Origin of the sequence: Gottfriedia sp. S16(2024) (assembly GCF_050473765.1) — a bacterium.
Classification (GTDB): domain Bacteria; phylum Bacillota; class Bacilli; order Bacillales; family Bacillaceae_G; genus Gottfriedia.
Window position 1 is genome coordinate 1,527,689 of record NZ_JBFLUO010000001.1, and the last position, 20,288, is coordinate 1,547,976.

19 protein-coding genes and 1 riboswitch are annotated in these 20,288 nt (G+C 31.4%); of the genes, 14 read left to right on the top strand and 5 right to left on the bottom strand.

The window, feature by feature from the left end:
- The first annotated feature begins 10 nt into the window (after nucleotides 1-10).
- From AB1282_RS07210 to AB1282_RS07265, 12 genes are all read left to right on the top strand, one after another.
- Entirely contained in the window at nucleotides 11-1,153 is a 1,143-nt protein-coding gene (locus AB1282_RS07210; RefSeq protein ID WP_429898778.1) for a polysaccharide deacetylase family protein, read from the top strand.
- A gap of 28 nt (nucleotides 1,154-1,181) precedes the next feature.
- A complete protein-coding gene (locus tag AB1282_RS07215) occupies nucleotides 1,182-2,039 on the top strand; it encodes a 6-hydroxymethylpterin diphosphokinase MptE-like protein (protein ID WP_429898779.1) in 858 nt (285 codons plus the stop codon).
- Between the two features lie 33 nt (nucleotides 2,040-2,072).
- Nucleotides 2,073-3,305: a hypothetical protein gene (locus tag AB1282_RS07220; RefSeq protein WP_429898780.1), complete on the top strand. Its 1,233-nt coding sequence runs from the start codon at nucleotides 2,073-2,075 to the stop codon at nucleotides 3,303-3,305.
- 75 nt (nucleotides 3,306-3,380) lie between these two features.
- Nucleotides 3,381-4,127, top strand: a complete 747-nt coding sequence (locus AB1282_RS07225) for a 3-deoxy-manno-octulosonate cytidylyltransferase (RefSeq protein ID WP_429898781.1) — start codon at nucleotides 3,381-3,383, stop codon at nucleotides 4,125-4,127.
- On the top strand, nucleotides 4,124-5,746 hold the full coding sequence (locus AB1282_RS07230) for an aldolase catalytic domain-containing protein (RefSeq protein ID WP_429898782.1): 1,623 nt from the start codon (nucleotides 4,124-4,126) through the stop codon (nucleotides 5,744-5,746). Before AB1282_RS07225 ends, AB1282_RS07230 begins: the two co-directional genes overlap by 4 nt.
- Nucleotides 5,747-5,758: 12 nt before the next feature.
- Nucleotides 5,759-6,430 (top strand): HAD hydrolase-like protein, encoded by a 672-nt coding sequence (locus AB1282_RS07235; RefSeq protein WP_429898783.1) that lies wholly within the window; start codon nucleotides 5,759-5,761, stop codon nucleotides 6,428-6,430.
- Between the two features lie 58 nt (nucleotides 6,431-6,488).
- Complete coding sequence (locus tag AB1282_RS07240) at nucleotides 6,489-7,490, top strand: metallophosphoesterase (RefSeq protein WP_429898784.1); 1,002 nt, start codon at nucleotides 6,489-6,491, stop codon at nucleotides 7,488-7,490.
- Nucleotides 7,491-7,586: 96 nt separating this feature from the next.
- Nucleotides 7,587-8,477: an LCP family protein gene (locus tag AB1282_RS07245; RefSeq protein ID WP_429901077.1), complete on the top strand. Its 891-nt coding sequence runs from the start codon at nucleotides 7,587-7,589 to the stop codon at nucleotides 8,475-8,477.
- Nucleotides 8,478-9,003: 526 nt separating this feature from the next.
- Nucleotides 9,004-9,774, top strand: coding sequence for a hypothetical protein (locus tag AB1282_RS07250; protein WP_056469460.1), 771 nt, complete (start codon nucleotides 9,004-9,006; stop codon nucleotides 9,772-9,774).
- Between the two features lie 54 nt (nucleotides 9,775-9,828).
- The gene (locus AB1282_RS07255; protein ID WP_056469462.1) at nucleotides 9,829-10,395 is read left to right on the top strand and encodes a hypothetical protein; all 567 of its coding nucleotides are present in this window, start codon (nucleotides 9,829-9,831) and stop codon (nucleotides 10,393-10,395) included.
- Entirely contained in the window at nucleotides 10,395-10,967 is a 573-nt protein-coding gene (gene lepB, locus AB1282_RS07260) for a signal peptidase I (protein ID WP_429898785.1), read from the top strand. The genes AB1282_RS07255 and lepB overlap by 1 nt, the downstream gene beginning before the upstream one ends.
- A gap of 26 nt (nucleotides 10,968-10,993) precedes the next feature.
- The gene (locus tag AB1282_RS07265; RefSeq protein WP_429898786.1) at nucleotides 10,994-12,172 is read left to right on the top strand and encodes a hypothetical protein; all 1,179 of its coding nucleotides are present in this window, start codon (nucleotides 10,994-10,996) and stop codon (nucleotides 12,170-12,172) included.
- Between the two features lie 97 nt (nucleotides 12,173-12,269).
- On the opposite strand, the gene AB1282_RS07270 is transcribed toward AB1282_RS07265, so the two are convergent.
- From AB1282_RS07270 to AB1282_RS07280, 3 genes are all read right to left on the bottom strand, one after another.
- Nucleotides 12,270-12,590, bottom strand: a complete 321-nt coding sequence (locus AB1282_RS07270; protein ID WP_025671315.1) for a helix-turn-helix domain-containing protein — start codon at nucleotides 12,588-12,590, stop codon at nucleotides 12,270-12,272.
- A gap of 62 nt (nucleotides 12,591-12,652) precedes the next feature.
- Nucleotides 12,653-12,790 (bottom strand): hypothetical protein, encoded by a 138-nt coding sequence (locus AB1282_RS07275; protein WP_156339643.1) that lies wholly within the window; start codon nucleotides 12,788-12,790, stop codon nucleotides 12,653-12,655.
- A gap of 35 nt (nucleotides 12,791-12,825) precedes the next feature.
- A riboswitch (cyclic di-GMP riboswitch) is annotated at nucleotides 12,826-12,956 on the bottom strand.
- Nucleotides 12,957-13,411: 455 nt separating this feature from the next.
- A complete protein-coding gene (locus AB1282_RS07280) occupies nucleotides 13,412-13,933 on the bottom strand; it encodes a sigma-70 family RNA polymerase sigma factor (RefSeq protein ID WP_056469471.1) in 522 nt (173 codons plus the stop codon).
- 304 nt (nucleotides 13,934-14,237) lie between these two features.
- On the opposite strand from AB1282_RS07280, the gene AB1282_RS07285 reads away from it, so the two are divergent.
- Nucleotides 14,238-14,771 carry a competence protein ComK gene (locus tag AB1282_RS07285; protein ID WP_056469474.1) on the top strand — a complete coding sequence of 178 codons (534 nt, stop codon included), beginning with the start codon at nucleotides 14,238-14,240 and terminating at the stop codon, nucleotides 14,769-14,771.
- 118 nt (nucleotides 14,772-14,889) lie between these two features.
- Here the strand turns inward: AB1282_RS07285 and AB1282_RS07290 are convergent, their stop codons facing one another.
- Nucleotides 14,890-15,798 carry an accessory Sec system S-layer assembly protein gene (locus AB1282_RS07290; protein ID WP_056469476.1) on the bottom strand — a complete coding sequence of 303 codons (909 nt, stop codon included), beginning with the start codon at nucleotides 15,796-15,798 and terminating at the stop codon, nucleotides 14,890-14,892.
- A complete protein-coding gene (gene secA2, locus AB1282_RS07295) occupies nucleotides 15,782-18,166 on the bottom strand; it encodes an accessory Sec system translocase SecA2 (protein WP_429898787.1) in 2,385 nt (794 codons plus the stop codon). Before secA2 ends, AB1282_RS07290 begins: the two co-directional genes overlap by 17 nt.
- A gap of 281 nt (nucleotides 18,167-18,447) precedes the next feature.
- Between secA2 and AB1282_RS07300 the strand changes: the two genes are divergently transcribed.
- Entirely contained in the window at nucleotides 18,448-20,097 is a 1,650-nt protein-coding gene (locus AB1282_RS07300) for a hypothetical protein (RefSeq protein WP_429898788.1), read from the top strand.
- Nucleotides 20,098-20,288: the final 191 nt, after the last annotated feature.

Consider the following 20,288-nt stretch of genomic DNA (forward strand, 5'->3'; position numbering starts at 1 on the left):
GAAACTAAGGTTGAAGAGAATAATAGATATTTTAAGAAAAGTAAAGAGGAAGTATCACTCATATAGATTTTGGCAGTATTTAATAAAAAAGATGGAAAAGAATATTCAATTCGAAAAGCTTAGTAATATGTCCCCTTATATAAATAAACCTGGAATTGCATTTACATTTGACGACAGTTATAGAGTTAGCCAATGGGCTAAATACGGAAAAGAATTGTTTGGACATTACGATGTAAAAGTAACTTTTAATGTAAATGCATTTCATCATTTTGAAAATGAAAGAGAGCATTCCCAAGAAGAAATAGATTTATTATTAGAGTTACAAGCCAAAGGTCACGAAATAGCACACCATGGTTATAAACATCAAAATGCTGACACATATTCCCGTGAAAAAGGTGTATATAAGTGGTTAGATGCTGAGATTGAACCCTTGTTCGATTGGCTGGAAAAACAATCACACTCTAAAACAAAAGAGAAGTTTAAAAAGCCTGTTACCTTTGCATTTCCATATGCAGAATACAATGAAGATAATATTAAGGCGTTAATACCTAAATACTTTAAAATTGTTAGAGGACAATTGGTAGGTGATAATCTTACACCATTTAAACATACTGGATTAGCTCCTTCAATTTGTATAGATAGAAATTGTTTGCAAAATCCTAAGTATATAAAAAAAATGATGAAAATTTGTAAAAAAACAGGCATGAATTTAATCTTTATGTGTCATTCAATAATTCCAGATGAAATTTGCTGGGATGAATTTGGATGGGGAGAGGACCCTACTGGTTCAGGTAAGTATAGAATTTCACCTAATACAATTCAGTATATTATTAGTGAAGCAAAAAAGTTAGGAATGGAATTCTATACAACTGCTGAATTAGCTGGTGCAGCTACTTTCATAGATAGAAATTTTGAAAATTTTGTAAGAGAATTAGTATCGAGACCAAATGATAAATGGATTTCTATATCGAAATTGAGCTTAATAAAAGAACTAGATTTGAGAAACCAGAATATTTCTAATTTAGATGGTATACAGTATTTTGTAAATCTAGAAAAACTATATTTAGCTGGTAATAATATTTCTGATTTTAGATTGTTAAATAAGTTAACTAATTTAAAAGAATTAGATATTAGTATAAACTTAGTTTCTTAGATAGATTAAATTCGAGGTGTTGGAATGCATGAGTATTAAGAATAAGTTAAAGCAAAATAAAATTACTTATTTTTTTATTAAGAAATTAAGATTCATTCAACTTATTACGTTACCTAAATTATTTAATATTTTTAAGTTTAATCTAATGAAGTATTTAAGGTTAATGGGAATCTCTCATGTTAATCAATATAAAAAGTTAAAACTACTAAAAAATAAACATGTTGGAGAGAGATGCTTTATAGTAGGCACTGGACCTAGTTTAACTATTGAAGATTTAGAAAAACTACATAATGAAATTACGTATAGTATGAATTCCATATGCTTAGCTTTTAATGAAACAAATTGGAGACCAACATATTATGGAATTCAAGATATAGGGATATATAATCAATTTGAAAAGGAAATAGAGTCACTTGAGGTCGAATGTAAATTCATAAGTGACTTTATTGTTAAACAAAAAAAAGTTTCAGATGATTCTTTTATATATCCACATAATATACTTAGTCATGATTTTCCACATAAAAAATATTATTCAAAGTTTAGCGGTAATGCCTTTGCCGTGGTATACGATGGGTATTCAATTACGTATTCAATGATTCAAATAGCAGTTTATATGGGATTTAAAGAAATCTATTTGATTGGTGTAGATTGTAACTATCCAAGCAATTTAAACCATCACTTTAGGGAGTATCAAGGTGTTGACTCTACGTTTTTAACAGCGGGCGAAAGAATGGTTGTTGCTTATAAAGAAGCTAAGATGTTTGCAGATAAAAATAATATAAAAATATATAACGCTACAAGAGGAGGAATGCTAGAACTATTTGAAAGAGTAAATTTAGATGAGGTTTTATTTAGGGGTTCTTTGTTACAAACCAAAGTGGAGTAGTATTTTTATTAAATAAGTTTGGGGTAAAAATGTATGCTAAAAAGTTCAAGCAAAAAGCAAATGCAGAGTAAAGAAAATACATATATTTTTATTGATAATTTACAATATAGGCTACTATATATAAAATTAGATCAAAATATAGTAAGTCTTATATACTACATGCTTTTACGAGGAAAACCTTTTAATTTTTTTACAAGAAAAACAAGAAGTCGAGTGTTAAATTTTATAAAACCCTTAGTTTGCTTAATTAGAGTAATAGAATTTATCTATTTAATTTATAAAAAAAAATATTTACTTCCTGGATCTCAAAGTTCCCATCCCAATATTTCTACAATACATAATGGACACTGTTTATTAGTAACTGTTCAAGGGGAATACAAAATTGTAAATTTTAAAGAGAAGATTCTCATAACTTTTTTTCCTAATCATTTTTCAATTAAGGAGATTAAAGAAATTATAACGAAATTTAAAGAATCTCAAAAGTGTAAATTAGCACCGGAGTTAATAAGTTGGGATATAAAAAAACGATTTATGAAGGAGTCATATTATAATATTAAAACTTCATCATTTAATTTTAAGAATAATCAACATTTCTATTCAGAAGTTCTTCCAATATTACAGGATATAATATTAAGTAATAACCACCAATTAATATTATTGAAAAATCATATTCAAAACTTAAACATTAGGATCAATAAATTAGTAGAATTGTATTTAAAAGAAAATAAAAAGTTAAAAAGTTTCGCAAAAAATATTCAAGATTTTATTGTAGAAATTAATGAGAAACTGGAAGAGAAACCTTCTGAAATGAAATTATTTTTAGTGTTTTCTCATGGTGACTTTTGGGAAGGAAATATTCTTAAAAATAAGTTGGGGTGTAGAGTAATAGATTGGAATACTCTTAATAAGAGAAGTTATTTCTTTGACTTTTATTTTATCATGTTTGACATAATTTCAAAAATGGATGACTCGGTAAAATATAATCAAAGCAGAAAAATAGAAGACGCCTATAAATTTTTTATTAGCAACAATATGAAGAATATAAACTTTAAAAATTTTGTCGACCAATCTGAAACATACCAATATATTTATTATTTGGAATATATTCTTCTTAAATTACAAGAAAATCTAAAAAGAGATGTAAGGTATTTAGGTTATTTAGAAGAACAGATTAATTTCTTTAAATTATATGAACTTTATAGAAATGAAAATCTATTATTTAGTGATATTCCTAATGCTTTTGAATATGGAGTTGAATTAACATAAAAAAAGATTTTTTAATATATCCTGTGGTTCTTAAAAAAGAACGGTATCCGGATTAAAAAAAGACGGAGGATTTATATGAAAATTATCGGAGTAATTCCAGCTAGATATAATTCGTCAAGATTTCCAGGAAAACCATTAGCAGATATTTGTGGAAAACCAATGATTTGGTGGGTTCACGAACGATTAAAAGGATTAGAGGAACTAAGTGAAGTATATGTAGCAACAGATGATTTACGTATTAAAGAAGTTTGTGAAAGTTATGGAATAAAAACGATTATGACTTCTGAAAATCATAAAACACACCTAGACCGACTATACGAGGTTTCTACATTAATAGATTCTGATTTTTATATTAATGTAAACGGGGATGAACCTTTAATTGAAACTGAGGCAATTAGAAGGATTCTACCTAAGGAAGTTGATTCAAATTCCTTATATGTATCAAATTTAATGACAGAATTAAAAAATCCTTTAGAGGCCGTAGACTTCTCTAAAATAAAAATTGCAACAGATGTTTTTGGATATGGTTTATATTTGGCCAGAAGTCCAATTCCTTACCCAAAAGGGACATACGATTTCTATTATAAGAAGTTCGTTGGAGTACAATGTTTTACAAAAAGTGCATTGGACTTCTGTTATTCAGCTCCAAGGGGACCTTTAGAGGCTGCTGAGGATATTGATGAATTTAGATTTATAGAAAATGGTCAAAGGATAAAATTTGTAGAAGCAAATGTTACTACTTTATCTGTAGATACTCCAAAGGATTTAGATAAAGTACGGGAAATCATAAAAAATCGTATAGAAAGTGTGGTTTTTGAGTGAACAATATAAAGCTACTCGACTGTACTTTACGCGATGGTGGATACATCAACGATTGGAACTTTGGCAAGAGAACGGTTAAAAAAGTAATTGAAAAGTTGACACAGTCTAATATTGACATTATTGAATGTGGATTTCTTAGAGATGTGGATTATGATAGTGATACTACAATTTTCAATGATATAGAAAAGATCAAGGAACTGATTCAGCCAAAAAATAATGATACTATTTACGTAGCTATGATTGATCAACCATTTATCTCAATCGACAAAATAAAAGTATATGATGGTACTTCAATTGATGGGATTCGATTAACGTTTCATGATAATGAAAAAGAAATCGCTGAAGCATTAGAATATGGAAAAATGTTAATTGAAAAAGGGTATAAAGTTTTTATTCAACCTGTGGGTACTACTAGCTACACTGATGCGAATCTGTTAGCTTTGATCGAAAAAGTTAATGCGTTAAAACCATATGCATTTTACTTAGTTGATACACTTGGGATCATGTACAAAAATAATTTACTAAGAATGTACCATCTACTAGATCATAATCTTGATAAAACAATTAGCATCGGATTCCATTCTCATAATAATTTACAACTATCTTTTTCAAATGCCCAAGAATTGTTAACGCTGCACACTAAAAGAAATATAATAATAGATTCTTCGGTATTTGGTATGGGAAGAGGAGCGGGAAATTTATGCACTGAGCTAATTTCCGAGTACATCAATGAAAATATTGAGGAAAAATATAAAATAGTACCGTTATTGGAAATTGTAGATGAACATTTGAGTAGATTTTTTAATGAGCCTAAATGGGGTTATTCCGTCCCCTATTTCATAGCTGCAATCAATAATTGTCACCCTAATTATGCATCATATTTAATGAACAAACAGACGATTTCTGTTAAATCAATCAATACAATATTAAGTAAAATCCCGAAGAAAAAACGTGATCTTTATGATGGAAATTATATTGAGGATTTATATATAAATCATCAAATGCAATTGGTAGACGATACAGAAAGTTTAAAGAAATTAAGGAAACTAATTGGTAATAAAAAAGTACTTATTATAGCACCAGGTAAATCAATTGAAAAAGAATTAGAGTATATTAAAACGTTTATAAACGAAGAGAACCCATTTATTATTAGTGTAAATTTTTTACCAAGTACTTTTAACTGTAATGCCATTTTTATTAGCAATAGTAAGAGATTTAAAAGTATGGAAGATGTAATAAAAGATTTATCGATTGCAACAAATTTAATAACAACATCTAACATTACAAACTTAAAAGTCGATTCATCTATAGTCGTTAACTATTCTGATTTACTGCTAGAAAACTCCATAATTTCAGACAATGCTGGATTAATGGCTATTAACTTATTAAATCGTTTATTTATTGATCATGTGTATCTTGCAGGATTTGATGGGTTCAGTTTAAACAAGGCTAAAAACTACTATTCAACAGAATTAATTAATCATATTGAAATGGTTGAGCTTGTTAAGAAGAATGAAGAAATAAAAAATTATTTGACCACTGTAGAAAAGCATATGGGAATTCACTATGTAACTTCGACAATTTATAAAGATGTTCATTTGTATAGTAAGACATATTAAAGCGGAGGTCATATGAAATATTCTACAATCATTTTTGACTTAGATGGAACATTATTAGATACAGCCGAAGGAATCATGATTGGTGCGAATCATACTGCAATTTTAATGGGGGCACCTGAATTAACAGTTCAACAACAGAGACGATTTATTGGTCCACCACCTGTCGAATCATTTATGCGAGAGTGTGGTTTTAATGAAGGAGTGGCAAGAGAAGCTGTAAAAATATATAGAAGTAGATATAAAGAAAAAGGTAAATTCGAAGCAAAACATTATAGCAATATTAAAGAATTACTAGTTTCATTGAAAGAGAAAAACTGTACTACAGCAGTTGCAACACTAAAGAGGGATGATTTAGCGAAAGAAATTTTGGAAAACTTTGAATTGAATAAATACTTTGATGCTATTTTTGGAGTCGATGACGCCGACACGCTTAGTAAATCTGATTTAATTTTAAGGTGTTTAGAAGAAGTAGGGCAAAATGATTTGTCAAAGGTAGTATTGATTGGCGATAGCATGCATGATGCAATTGGTGCAGAGAAAGTGGGAATTGATTTTATTGCCGTGACTTATGGTTACGGATTTGAAAGTAAAGTTGACGCAAGTAAATGTAAAAATGTTTATGTATCTGAAAGCGTTGAGGAGCTCTTTGATTTTTTTGAATTAAAGCAGACGATTAAGTATTAATTTTATTTGAACGGGCTATCAATACTTAGTATAAAAAGTGGACAATGGAGCGGTTACTTTGAAAAATAAATTAGCAAAAGTAGTTGCAGGTTTAATCACATTATTTATCTGTACTCTATTAATTTATATAATTTGGGATAATAACCGGATTACAATAGCAAAACAAGATGTCATAGTAGACCACTTACCAAAAGAATTTGAAGGATATAAAATTCTTCAAATCACAGACTTGCATAGTAAAGAGTTTGGTAAAAGTCAAAGTCGCTTGTTAAGATCCATTAATTCCACCGATTATGATGCCATTGTTTTTACTGGGGATATGATTCTTAAAAGCCAAAGTACTAATATTAAGCCTTTTTACCAATTATTAAAAGGAATACAAAACAAAGAGAATGCTATTTATATACCTGGAAATGAAGATCCAGATGCATATTATGTAAATTCAAAAGGCGTATTAGTAAAAAGTAAGTTCATAAAAGGGATGGAAAAACGTGGTGTCAAATTCTTGGAATCTGTTTATTCAATCAAAAAAAACAATTCCTCAATTAACTTCGTTGACTTTGAAACGTCGATCCTAAACGCATCTCAAAGCGAAAAACAAACAAATGGAATCTTCTTACCTGAATATGCACAAACGAAGCAGTATATTGAGTATCGTAAATCATTAATAAAAGAGATGTCCGGTATCAATCATTTAAAAAAGAATGATGTCTTAATTGCACTTAACCACTACCCTATAGTTGACAAGAGAATTGATAGTCTTTTAAATGATTCTAGTCTGAAGTTTAGAGACCGTAAATACGATTTGATTATTGCTGGACATTATCATGGAGGACAAATTCGTTTACCTTTTATAGGAGCACCATTTGTTCCAGAGGGATGGTATAAGTGGGGTGGTCTGTTTCCTCCACAAAACCGTGTTAAAGGACTTTGGGAGTACAAACATACTAAACAATATGTGAGTACAGGTCTTGGAAGCAGCAATTTTATTCGGTTCCTAAAGTTTCGTTTATTTAACCCACCTGAAATTAATGTTTTAACATTAAAACAAAAAAAATAAAATTAACAAGACGTTGAAATATATTTTCTTTAATTTAGTCTAACTACTCTTTAATTTTTACTAAAAGGAGCAATACCCGTGAGCTGGAAAAAAATAATGTTGCGCATTGGAATTGTTTTGACCGTACTGGTAGTGATAGCTGGGGCTACTGGATTTTATATTTATCATGAAGTAACAAAAACGACAAGCGTTATCTATCACCCAATTAAAAAGACGGAAAAAAGGGTCGAACCCGTCAAAGTTAAGGAAAAAAATCCATTCTCAGTTTTACTCCTTGGCGTAGACAAACGACCAGGTGACCAGGGACGCTCTGATTCCCTTATGGTCATAACAGTTAATCCTACAAAACATACGACGAAAATTATTAGTATTCCACGCGATACTCGTACTGAAATTGTAGGGAAAAATCGTACTGATAAGATTAATCATGCATTTGCATTCGGTGGAATACAAATGAGTGTAAACACTGTGGAGAAATTTTTAAACATACCTATTGATTACTATTTAGAGGTCAATATGGAGGGATTTAAAGGCGTTGTAGATGCAATTGGTGGAGTAGAGGTTATGAATACTCTAGATTTCACAAATGACGGTTTTCACTTTAAAAAGGGATTATTGTCTTTAAATGGAGAAAAGGCGTTAAGTTTCTCGCGAATGCGTTACGAGGATCCACAAGGTGATTTTGGACGAGAAGCTAGACAACGTCAAATTATTCAGGAAGTAATTAATAAAGGAACAAAAATTAAAAGTTTAGTGAGTTATAAGGATATATTAAATTCGATTAGTAAAAACCTAGAAACTAATTTAACCTTAGATGAAATGTTCGATATACAGAAAAGCTACCGCGGTGCCACTGTCAGTATTGAACAACAGCAACTAGAAGGAAGTGGGAAAATGATTAAGGGAATCTACTATTATTTAGTACCGGAAGAAAATCGTTTAGCACTTTCAAATGAACTACGCGATCAGTTGGGATTAACACAATAGCCTGAATTTTTATGGAGAGAAAAAACCCCGATTTGTAATATAGTTTAACTATATTACAAATCGGGGTTTTTTGCTTTGATCTTTAATCTGAACGGAAAGACTATTCCTCTGATATCTATCCTCTGTAGTTTCTACAAATTTCTACATATTGATGTTCGATCGTAAACCTGCAGACTACTAAAGACCTAGTACTTAATCCTGTTTTTTCCCTTGAAATATGAAAAAAAATAGAGAATGAACAGCATTTACGTTTAATCATTTTTGTATTTTATGTGTAAAAAGGACTAATTAATAGAGTGATAGTTAGTAAGTTCTGTTTTGCCAACAGAAAATATCAAATAAATACAATTATCGTCAAAAAGTGATTTAAAAAAACAATATTCTCGTCGTTTTTTGTCAAAATAGCACTTTTCATAAAGGTTCAACTCAATTGTTAGATTATTTAGTCTTTTGTATAGTTAAATTGTATACGTTCTTACTGGAGAACAGAATACAAAATATATACAATTTAGGGAGAGAGAAAGAAATGAAAAAGGTTAAGAGTAAAGTTGTAATAGGTATTGTATCTGCTGGTTTAGTTATTTCTGGAGGGATTGCATTCGCAAGTACTAATGCAGGGGAGTTATTAACAAACTGGGCTAATTCGAAAACTTCTGATGCAAAAACTGAGCTTTCTTCATCATACCAACCAAAATATGATTCTTCTGTTGCAGATATGAAAACTAACGTAAATAATTACAAAGTTGATGCTGCAAACACAATCGAATCAGTTGGAGACGCTCAAACAAAGTTGGCAAATCAACAAATTAGTGCGGCTTTAAATGAGCATATTGCGGCAATTTCTGAAGCTATGGCAGCTTTAAATATGAGTATTCCTACCGATTTTGCTAACTATGTTTCAACAACAAACGGCAAAACAACTTCTGATTTAAATGCATTATCAGATACGCTAAATAGTAGCTTTAACACTCAGCTTTCAGCAGTTGCTAAAAGTGCGGATACAAAACTTCAAACTAATTTAAATTCTTCTCGCACAACAGCTGTGAACACTTTAACGCAAAAAATTAATGATGCCAAAACTGAAATCTCTACTTTAATTAATGGACAAGCGTCTGATTCAGAAAAAGCTGTTTTAGATCACTTATCATCTGAAATTGCTCGCATTGAGGCTTCACTAAAAAATGAGATTGATACACAAAAAGCTGATTCTATCAAAACTTTAGAAGATACGCAAAAACAAACTGTTAGCGATGCAACTAAACAGCTACAAGATTTAGTAGATGCAATTAATAAGTAAGAAGTAAATTCTCTAAAGGTTTGTTTTTTCATTGTAGTCATTGGGAGGTAAATTATGCAGAATAATACAGAAAAAACAGAAAAACAAACATGGATCTCCAAAAAAATAAATAAGCTTTTAATTGGATCTGTTACGTTAAGTGGTGGATTACTTATCGCAACAACATTTTCATTTGCCGATACGAATTTACCAGCAGCAATGACTGCGTGGACAAAAAAACAAACTCAGGAAGCAAGTGATTATATTATTGGTATGACAGAAGCAGAAACAATTAAGCAAAAAGCACGCTTAGTTAAAGAGGTGCAAGAAAAGTCTAATGAATCTGCCGAAGAAATTCAAAAATATGCAACGCAAAAAAGCTTAGAATCGCAAGAAGAGCTACAAAAGTATGGAGATCAATTAATCAAGCAAATAGATAGTAAGAACGAAAAAGATGTACAAGAAGCAAAAGCAAAAATTGATAAAATTATACAAAACGCTCAGAAACGAGCTGAAGAAGAAATGGATCAGCAGGTTCCTATGGTGAACTCAAATAATGAAAATGAAACATCTAACTCAAAAAAAGATGATTCACAAAATAGAAACAGCCAAGAACAGTCTAGCGAGGTAGGTCAACAGTAATGGGTGCTACTAAAATTGAAGAACAAAATACATTAGAAGAAAAGAGTACAAAAACTTTTAGTCAATCATTAACTGAATGGCTAAAATTCTTCCTGATTTTAAGTGTTCTTTTAGTAATCTTGCTAAATACAGTTGGGCTAACAAAGGTGAGCGGATTTTCAATGTACCCTACTTTAAATGATGGGGATTTAGTCTTTGTGAATAAATTAGCTCGTTTTACACATGATCCGGAGTTGGGTGATGTCGCGATTATGAGATTAGAATCTGAAGGATTTGATGTTGTAAAACGAATAATTGGCGTTCCTGGGGACACAGTTTTTGTTAAAAAGGGAATTATTTATGTAAATAACGAACCAGTCCCTGAAATCTCTACAAATGGGACTTCGGAAGATATGGAAAAAATAATGGTACCTAAAAATGACTTATTTGTTATGGGCGATAATCGAGAGCCGGGAATTAGCTACGATAGTAGAAGTAAAGATTTTGGGTTTATACCTATTAAAGATATTAAGGGTTACGTACTTATTTCAATTTTACCAATTCATAAAATTGCAAAACCACTAAAAGTGTAATCTGTCTAATGGAGGCACGAAGGAAAATGGAGAAGAAATCAATTAAAAAGAAAGTTGCAGTCGGCGTATTGGCTGCAGGAATTTTAACAACAGGTACTGCATTCGCATCTACAAATGCTGGAGCGTTATTTACAAATTTTGCCTCTCGACTTTTAAATGATGCGCAATCTACTGTAAGTAGTACACTGGGTACAAAAACTTCAGATGCAATTGGTGCGATGAAGGATCGATTAAATTCTTTGTTATCTAACTCAGAAGATGGGGTAAATAATAAACAAGGTGAATTATCTCAAGCTGGAGCTAATACAATTAATGGTCAGTCAAGCGAACACGTTGAAGCGATTAACAATGCTTTAACTGGCATTAAACAAAATACGCCAAACGAATTTACCCAATTAGTAAACCAACTAAATGGGCAAACGACTAGCGGTGTTGAAGCTGAAGTAAAGGGATTAAAACCAGATTTCAGTTCACAAGTTGCAAATGGTAAACTATCAATTTCTGCTGAGCAAGCAAAAGCGCTTGATGCTTTAGAGGATGAATTAGATAAAGCCAAAGCAAGTTTAGCAGATTTAATTAAAGTACAAAAAAACACTAGTGATGCAAAACTAAAAGATTATTTATCAGGTGAAATTGCTAGAATAACAGATGTTATCAATACTGCAACAAATGACTTAGAATTTAAGAAATCAAAAGCGTTAGCTACTAAAGCTACAACTATTAAAAATGATACACTTAATGATTTAGATTCTTTAGCTAGTGGATTATATAAGCCGCAAGAGAGTTATCTAGCAGATTTTGAAAGTGCAAGTTCACCATTTTCAATTGCTGGTGATTGGCAAAGAATTAATTCAAAAGTAGATGGGAAAACTGACTATTATTTAATTAGCAATAACATTTCTAATAATAGTTCTTCTACTGCTGAAGTGACAATCAATGTACCAAATAACGCATACAACGCATTCTTATCTTTTGATTATTTAGTTCTATCACAACTAGATAAGGATATCTTAACGATTTCATTAGATGGCAATGTTCTTGTCAATGCGTCAGGAACAGATAACCACTGGTCTAATGTAAATCTTGGAATTAAACCAGGTAATCATGTGTTAAAGCTTACATATGCTAAAGATAAATCTGGAAGCGCAGGCAAGGATGCTGGATATATCGATAACATTTCTTTAAAGTATGATTTACGTAAATAAATGATAAGAAGGGCACTCTTTCGTTTGAAGAGTGCCCTTCTTATTTTTGTTAGAAAAAAATCTTCAAATTAAAATGGAAACATTTTAATTTGAAGGTTTATTTGCCTTGCTTATACTTATTAAACTCAATAAATTTTAATAATTCATCTTTTGGTATACCTGAATTAATTGCTTCTTGAAGGATATCCATCCATTCAGAATCAATAATTTTTGTTGGATCAATATCATCTTTCAGGAGGCTTTCTGCCGTTGTATTGAAGACGCCAGCAATTTTTTCAAGTACTTGAATTGAAGGATTGCTTTGTAGATTTCGTTCAATCGAACTTATGTAGGATTTTGCGATACCAGCACGTTCTGCAAGCTCTGTAAGTGACATTCCATGTTGTAAACGTAGTTTTTTAATTCGTTCTCCAATCATATAAGCTACTCCATATCTTTTTGACTATTACAAAAAGTATATCATAGTAGTGAGTAGTTCTCCTAGTTTTGACACGAATCTTTAACGCAATTGTAAAGAAATGATCGCACTTCATCAGGACTTATGCCTACTTCAATGCATTCTAGTAGTAAGTCGATCCAGTTTAATTCGGCAGAATGTTTTTCCAATTCACTGTACATGGATAATGGCCTCCTAAAATTAAGGTATAAAATACCTAGGTAACCCTGCTATCTTAGTTCGTTTAATAGTTAAAAAATACAGTGAATTAGTGCTTTTTTCCTATGTTCACAACTAAGATCAGTGGCTTTGCGTCCCAATCTCTCAATTGGTTTGCCTTTTTCTAGTGGGAGTTCTAGTTTATTAATTACAATTTTTAAAAAGTTTATAAAACAATTATATAATGAATCCAATACGTAGTTTGTAGGAATTTGTAGTTTCAAAAAAAACAATAATATTACTAATATTTCAATTATATTAAACGCATTAGATAAATCAAGGTGTTTTTTTATATTTGCAACAATTGGAAAAGTTTCGAGAAAATAGATTTCGACATTAGATTAAAAAATGTCGAAACACTAATAATCAGTTGGGGAAATTTAGTAATTTTAGGATAATTTTCTTACCTTAGGTCAAATCAGAAAAAAATGATAATAAGAATTGAATTTCTAGTCACAGTGACATAGTCTATCTGGAAACATAAGTAGGAAGAAAGTAATGGGATAATTGGAAGATAATGAAACTACATTAGTTAAGTAAAAAAATAAAGTAATCATTAATTAGATTACTTTATTCTTTTAGTTTTATTTTGGTTCTCTTAGTCTTTTTAATGCATAACGATAACTAGATCGAACACTTGATTCATTCATATTTAGGTTATATGCGATTTGTGGAAACTCATGATCGTAATAGAAACGCCTAATTAGAATTTGCTTTTGTAGGGGAGAAATACCATCTAGAAAACTTATAAAATGATCTAGTGAAAATGTCTCGTCGCAATATATTACATCCCCGTGGTTTTGTTCTACGACTACATTTCGCTCATCATATTTAATTGCCTTTGTTAGCTCATTTAGTAAATAGCCCCTTACTGTAACAAATGCATAATTTGAAAAGCTCCCTTTATCACTTTGATAGTGTTGATAAGCCTTCCATAATGCTATTTGACCAATTTGATAATATTCATCTAAGTTTTTGTATATATGTAGCTTCTTCATAGTTGCTTTTATCATTCGGGAATACTGGTTTAAGCATTCCTCGAATGTACTTGGCCTCAATTTTCCTGAAAAAACTTCATAATTTATATGTTCTTCACTACTTTTCATGCTTACTGCCTTCCTAAAAGGCATGCCCTTATGTTTATTCCGCGGTGAAGTAACTATATAAAAAAATAAGAAATATATCATATTTGGAAACATCAATTAAGAATAAGAAAATAGAGTGAAAGTTGAGTATTGAATTTAAAACTTTAAATTTGCCAGAAATAATCAATTGAAATTTTATATATTACTATTTTTAAAAGAAGTAAAGTTTACTAAAACACTGGCTAGACGGTCATAGAAGTTTCAAAAATACGGAAAGATAATTTTGATATAATCGATATGTATAAAATCCTCAAAGGAGGCATATATGTCGAAATTAGATTATGTTGTAACATATGAAACAATGCTGATTGAAGCTGCAGATCATGCAGAGTATTTAACCAAAATAACAGATAAAAACAAAGGGGTAATCTATTCAAAACGGCCAATGAAAGCAATCTTAAAAGAATCCGCCCTTTACCATAATCAATCTATTAAAGGTCATCTCGAAGTCGTAAAAAGTAAATATCCAACTATGAAAAAGATTCCTCTTATGATTAATCCCACATTATCAATTATTATGATTCCTACATCTTCGCAAAATAACATATCTTGTAAATGGCTAAATTTTATCCAAATAAATAAATATATAAAAGAGAAAAGAAAAACAAAAATACAGTTTAGGAATGGAGAAGAGAGGACATTACCAATTTCTTATTACATCTTTGATAAACAAATTAGTAAAGCTACAAAGATTATTAGTATGTATTTAAGTCAGAAAGTAGAATATAAGCTAAAATCAGATGAAGAAAAGTTAATGATGATTAAGGAGTTAATAGAAGGATATTCTTCTGATGGGTAGATAGAGGCAAGTTTCTTTGGAGAGAGTAGGGGCAGGAAATACAAAAAAGCAGGCTTTAAGATCTTATTTGATCAAAAATCCTGCTTTTAACTTTTTGAATCTATACTTTAATTATTCCTTAAATAACTTCTTGATCAGGTATTCTGATTGTCCATTGTGAGAACGCATTTATTTCTACTAGTTCTTTAGGGAAGATAAATGTCCATGGTTTACTCGTATTTGCCAGGATTGTTAATGGAGGTAGTGTGAATAATCCTTTCGCAATTATTTCGCCATTCTCATTTAACATTTCTAGTGGTAGTAATTCTAAATTAACAGCTTGTGTTGATCCATTTCGAACTAAAATATTAACGCCTAAGTTTCCTTCTTCATTATAGCTTGCTCGTAAAGCATGTAAGCTCACTTCATTTATGCGTAATTTAGGTAAGGAATTTACAAGATTGCTTAATTCTGTAATTTGTTCTTCAGAAAGTCGTCCTTCCCATGATGGATCTATATCTAATCTGTGGATAGTTTTCGATAAATCAAATGCTAACTCAAATCCTGTTTCAGGTAAATCCTCTTTTAGTAAATACTCTCGTTCAAATACAAAGCGCCATGGGCGGCTACTGCAAGGAGGCATTTCGCCAAGCTCTTCCAATCTAAATCCTTTTTTAGCTAATAGTTCTCCTTCTTCACTAATCAATAAAAGAATAGCATCTTCTAAACGAACTAATTTTTCTAAACTATTACGAACGAATGCTGTAACAGTTGCACTTCCGTCATCATTAGTTTCAAGTTCGATTGCAGATAATGACAATTGATTTGGTTTTAAAGGAGAAAGCTCATTATTTAAAAATTGATATACATAACGCTTTTCATCTTCAATATGCATTAATGGATGGAATGAAACTTTAGGAAAAATTTCAACCACTTCGTTTTCTTCAACTTGAACTGCTTGATCAGTAGATGTTTGTTGCAATAAATCACTCGATGAAACTGTTGAATCTTTACCCTTTTGTAATAAACGCTTAATCGATGATAACATTTTGTTTTACTACCCCCTGTGGACAAGATAATTCTTGGAATGTTGAAGCAAGATTTGTTGATATTTCTTGTTGTATTGAGTTATAAGTATGTTTAAACAGAGTAAATCCTTCAAATTCATATAGTCGAATTGGATCTTCTTGTTGATACTGTCTTAAGTGTATCCCTTCAATCAATTGTTGTAAATGCTCTAAATGTTCAGTCCAATATAAATCTATAGTACTTAATGCCGTGCTTTTTAAAATACTAATAAGTTTTACTTTTTTCTCTTCCTCTATCCCACTTAATACATCTTTATATACTGAAAAAGCTTCTTTTACGTTATGCCAAATCTCTTGTTCAGTATTAAAATGTTCAATATCTATTCGAAGTGGTGGTATAAGTTGTTCAAGTGCTGTTTTTCCTTCAAATAGATCCCAATCTTCAGGTGAACTATCTTTAGGATAGAATTGCATTAATAAGTGGTCAACAGTTTCTTCAACTTGACCAATAAGCCAATCTATCCCAATTTCATTTTGCAAAAAATTATTTCTTAATTGATAAATAATACGGCGATGTTCATTCGCAACACCATCTAATTTAAGCTGCCAATCACGAATTGAGGACTGTTTTTCTTCGCAAAACTTTTGTGTAGATGAAACAAAGTCATGTATGGTGGAATTTAGTACCTTACCAAATTGATCGGCTTGTAGATTCTTATATAATTTCTCTAGCTTTTCTGGATTATATTTTACAAATAATTCATCTTCTAATGAAAGATAGAATTGAGATGAACCAGTATCTCCTTGTCGCCCTGCACGCCCTTTTAATTGTAAATCAATACGCTCACTTTCATGACGTTCGGTTCCAATTACATGAAGACCACCTAAATCTGATACCCCTTCACCTAATAAGATATCAGTCCCCCTACCTGCCATGTTGGTTGAAATGGTAATCATACCCTTCCGACCAGCTAGAGCAATCATCTTTGCTTCTTCTTCAACATTTTTTGCATTAAGGAGCTGAAACTTTATCGATTCTTTTTCTAATAATTCCGCTAAAATTTCAGATTGACGAATGGAGGTTGTCCCAATTAGAATTGGTTGTCCCTTGTTATGTCGTAATTTTACATCAGCCAGAACTGCTCTGAGTTTTTCTTCTGTTTTTTCAAACACAATATCCTCGTGGTCAATACGGATTACCGGTTTATTTGTAGGAATTCGAATAACTTCCATGTTATAAACATGTAGGAGTTCTTTTTCTTCCGTCTTTGCAGTTCCAGTCATGCCAGAAAGAATTGGGTACATACGGAAATAATTTTGTATTGTTACAGACGCAACGGTATGGTTTTCTTCAGTTGTTATTAATCCTTCTTTTGCCTCGATTGCTTGATGGAGACCGTTACTTAACGATCGTCCCTCCATAATTCGGCCAGTAAATAAGTCAATTAGTTGAATCTCGCCTTCTTGAACAATATAATCAACATCGCGTTGAAATGTTAAATCAGCTTGCAATGCATTATGAACATAGTGGAAAAGCGTTGTATGTTCTAGGTCATATAAATTATCAATCATAAATGCCTTTTCAATCCTTGAAATACCTTCTTCAGTTAAAGTAATTGCTTTAGTTTCTTCATCTAAAGAATAATCGCGATCTTTTAGAAACGTACGAATAAAGCGCGCACATAGCGAGTATAAGTGTTTATTTGTTGGTTTTTTTCCAGCAATAATTAGTGGTGTTTTTGCTTCATCTATTAATATTGAGTCAACTTCATCAATAATTGCATAATGATATGGGCGTTGAACTTGTTCAACTAAAGAAGTGACCATATTATCGCGTAAATAATCAAAACCAAACTCTGTTCCGATTCCATAAGTAATATCTGCATTGTATGCAGATTTTTTAGCCTCAAAGGTTAAGTTGGGAATGTTCAAACCTACTGTAAGACCTAAAAATTCGTGAATTTGCCCAATTTGGTCCGCATCTCGTCCGGCTAAATATTCGTTTGTAGTAATAATATGAACACCTTTTCCTTCAAGCGCACGAGTATAGGCAGGTAATGAGGAAACCAATGTTTTTCCTTCCCCAGTTGGCATTTCAGCAATATTTCCATCAAGTAATGCAAGTCCGCCGACCAATTGGACATCATAGGGGCGCATCCCTAAAACGCGTTTGGATGCTTCGCGCACTAGAGCAAAAGCATCTATTGTAATTTCATGAATAACAGCTTCGTTATTAGAAATTTTTTGCTTTAATTGATAAGTAAATTTACGTAATGCTTCATCGGTTAGACTTTCAAAGAACGGCTCCTTTGAATTTATCTCTTGAACAACTTTTTCATACTCTTTTAATTTCCGAATGCCAATAATTTTTTGCAAAGTCTGGATCAAGGATGTTCCCTCCTGAGCTGGTAATCTATCAATTCTCTTCTTTAAATGTAACATAAGTTTTAGGGGACTCAAGGTGTAAAAAGTGGGAATTTATTGAAAAGAATGAAAATTATACTGTTAATACTAGAGTAAGAATTATTAGCATTCAATATGTAGTGAGCGATCTTTAAGTAAAAATAACTAGATAATTTCAAAATGTGACAAATTGCTTACTTCCTATTATATATAATCTTAGTAGTTTCATATTATTAGTCTACTAAGATATGAGGGAGAGAGCTTAATTGAAGACAAAGATCGGTATAATCTTTTCTGCTGCAATACTTTTAACAAGTATATTTAGTTCACCATCGTTGACACACAGAGGCACTAAACATGAGACAAATTTAATAAGTAGTAATGAAGTAAAAGCTGCAATAAATCAAGAGAGCAGTGAACAGTCAACAATTCAAAAGGTTGAGACGAATCAACAAAAAAGGTGGGAAGCACTTCAACTGAATCCACTCCCAAGTAGTAAAAACCTAACTTATAGTTTCAGTAATAGCACAAAAGTTTTTACAAAGCCCTTCCCAGAGCAGTATCAAACCGTTAATGGAATACTGAGCTTTCGAGGCGGACCTTTCCGAAATAATGGTTCGATGGGAACGACGGTTATTTCAAAGCAAAAGTTAGTTAAGAGCTGGTCTTTTCAAACTTCTTCTTCATCTGGATGGGGCGGGGGCTCAGGATGGACCGGTCAACCTAGCGTAATTGAATGGAAACCACAAGAACAAAAAATTATGAATTTATATTCTCAATTTAAAACAAAGTCAAACTTTAAAGAAGTAGTTTATGGGTCTTTAGATGGAAGAGTTTACTTTTTAGACTTGGCAACAGGTAAGAAAACGAGAAATCCAATTAATATTCAAAATCCAATTAAGGGTAGTGTGGCTCTTGATCCACGCGGATATCCTCTTTTATACGTTGGACAAGGTATACCGCAAACCGGGAAAATAGGCATGAGGATTTTTAGTCTAATTGATGGCTCTCAATTAGCATTTATTCCTGGAATAGATTCTTATTCTTTCCGTGGTTGGGGTGCTTTTGATGGATCTGCGTTATTTAACCGAGATGATGATGCTATGTTAGTTGGCGGGGAAAATGGACTAGTTTATTTTATAAAACTAGATACTAAATATGATCCAAAGGCTAAAAAGATAAAAATTTCTCCAGTCATTTCAAAATATCGATATAAACTTAAAAATAATTCTTACCAAGGTATTGAAAATTCAGTAGCAGTATTCAAAAACATTGCATATTTCGCCGATAATGGTGGCGGTATTCAAGCGCTAGATATTATTAAGAAAAGGCCAATTTGGGCAAATAATGCATATGACGATACGGATGCGTCAATTGTCATTGAGAATTCTAATGGTACACCGTTTTTATACACAGGTTCTGAAATTGATAAACAAGGAACTAAAGGCTATGCACGCATTCAAAAGTTAAATGGAGTTACTGGTAAAGTAATTTGGGAGAAGAAAATACCAGGTTATTCGATAAAAGGTAATCATCCAGTTAATGGTGGACTACTGGGGACACCAATTGTTGGAACTGGACCATTAAAAGGACAGGTTATTTTTAATATTTCAAGGTATAAAACGATGAATGGTGGCTTATTAATTAGTTATGATACAGTTACTGGGAAAGAAAAATGGCATTTAGATTTACCAAACTATGCGTGGTCTTCTACAGTAGCGGTTTATACAAAAGACAATAAAGCTTACTTAATTCAAGGTGATTCTGTTGGTAACATGTACTTAATTAGTGGTAGCGGAAAAATTATCAATAAGATTAATCTAGGTGTGAATATTGAGGCGTCTCCAGTTGTAGTTGGCCAACAAGTAATTGTTGGAACTAGAGGTGGTAAATATATAAGCGTCAATATCCAATAAATATAGTGGTGAATGATCCCTAACTCCGTTTGAGGAGCTAGGGATTTTTTGTTTATTTGTATAATTTTTTTTAAAACGCTCTTTTCAATTGTGTTAATAACGTATTAAACTTCTATTAAAATAATTGGATTTTAAGCAAATAGATTAGATAATATGATAAGTGTATCTATTTATTACTGTATTAGGGGAGT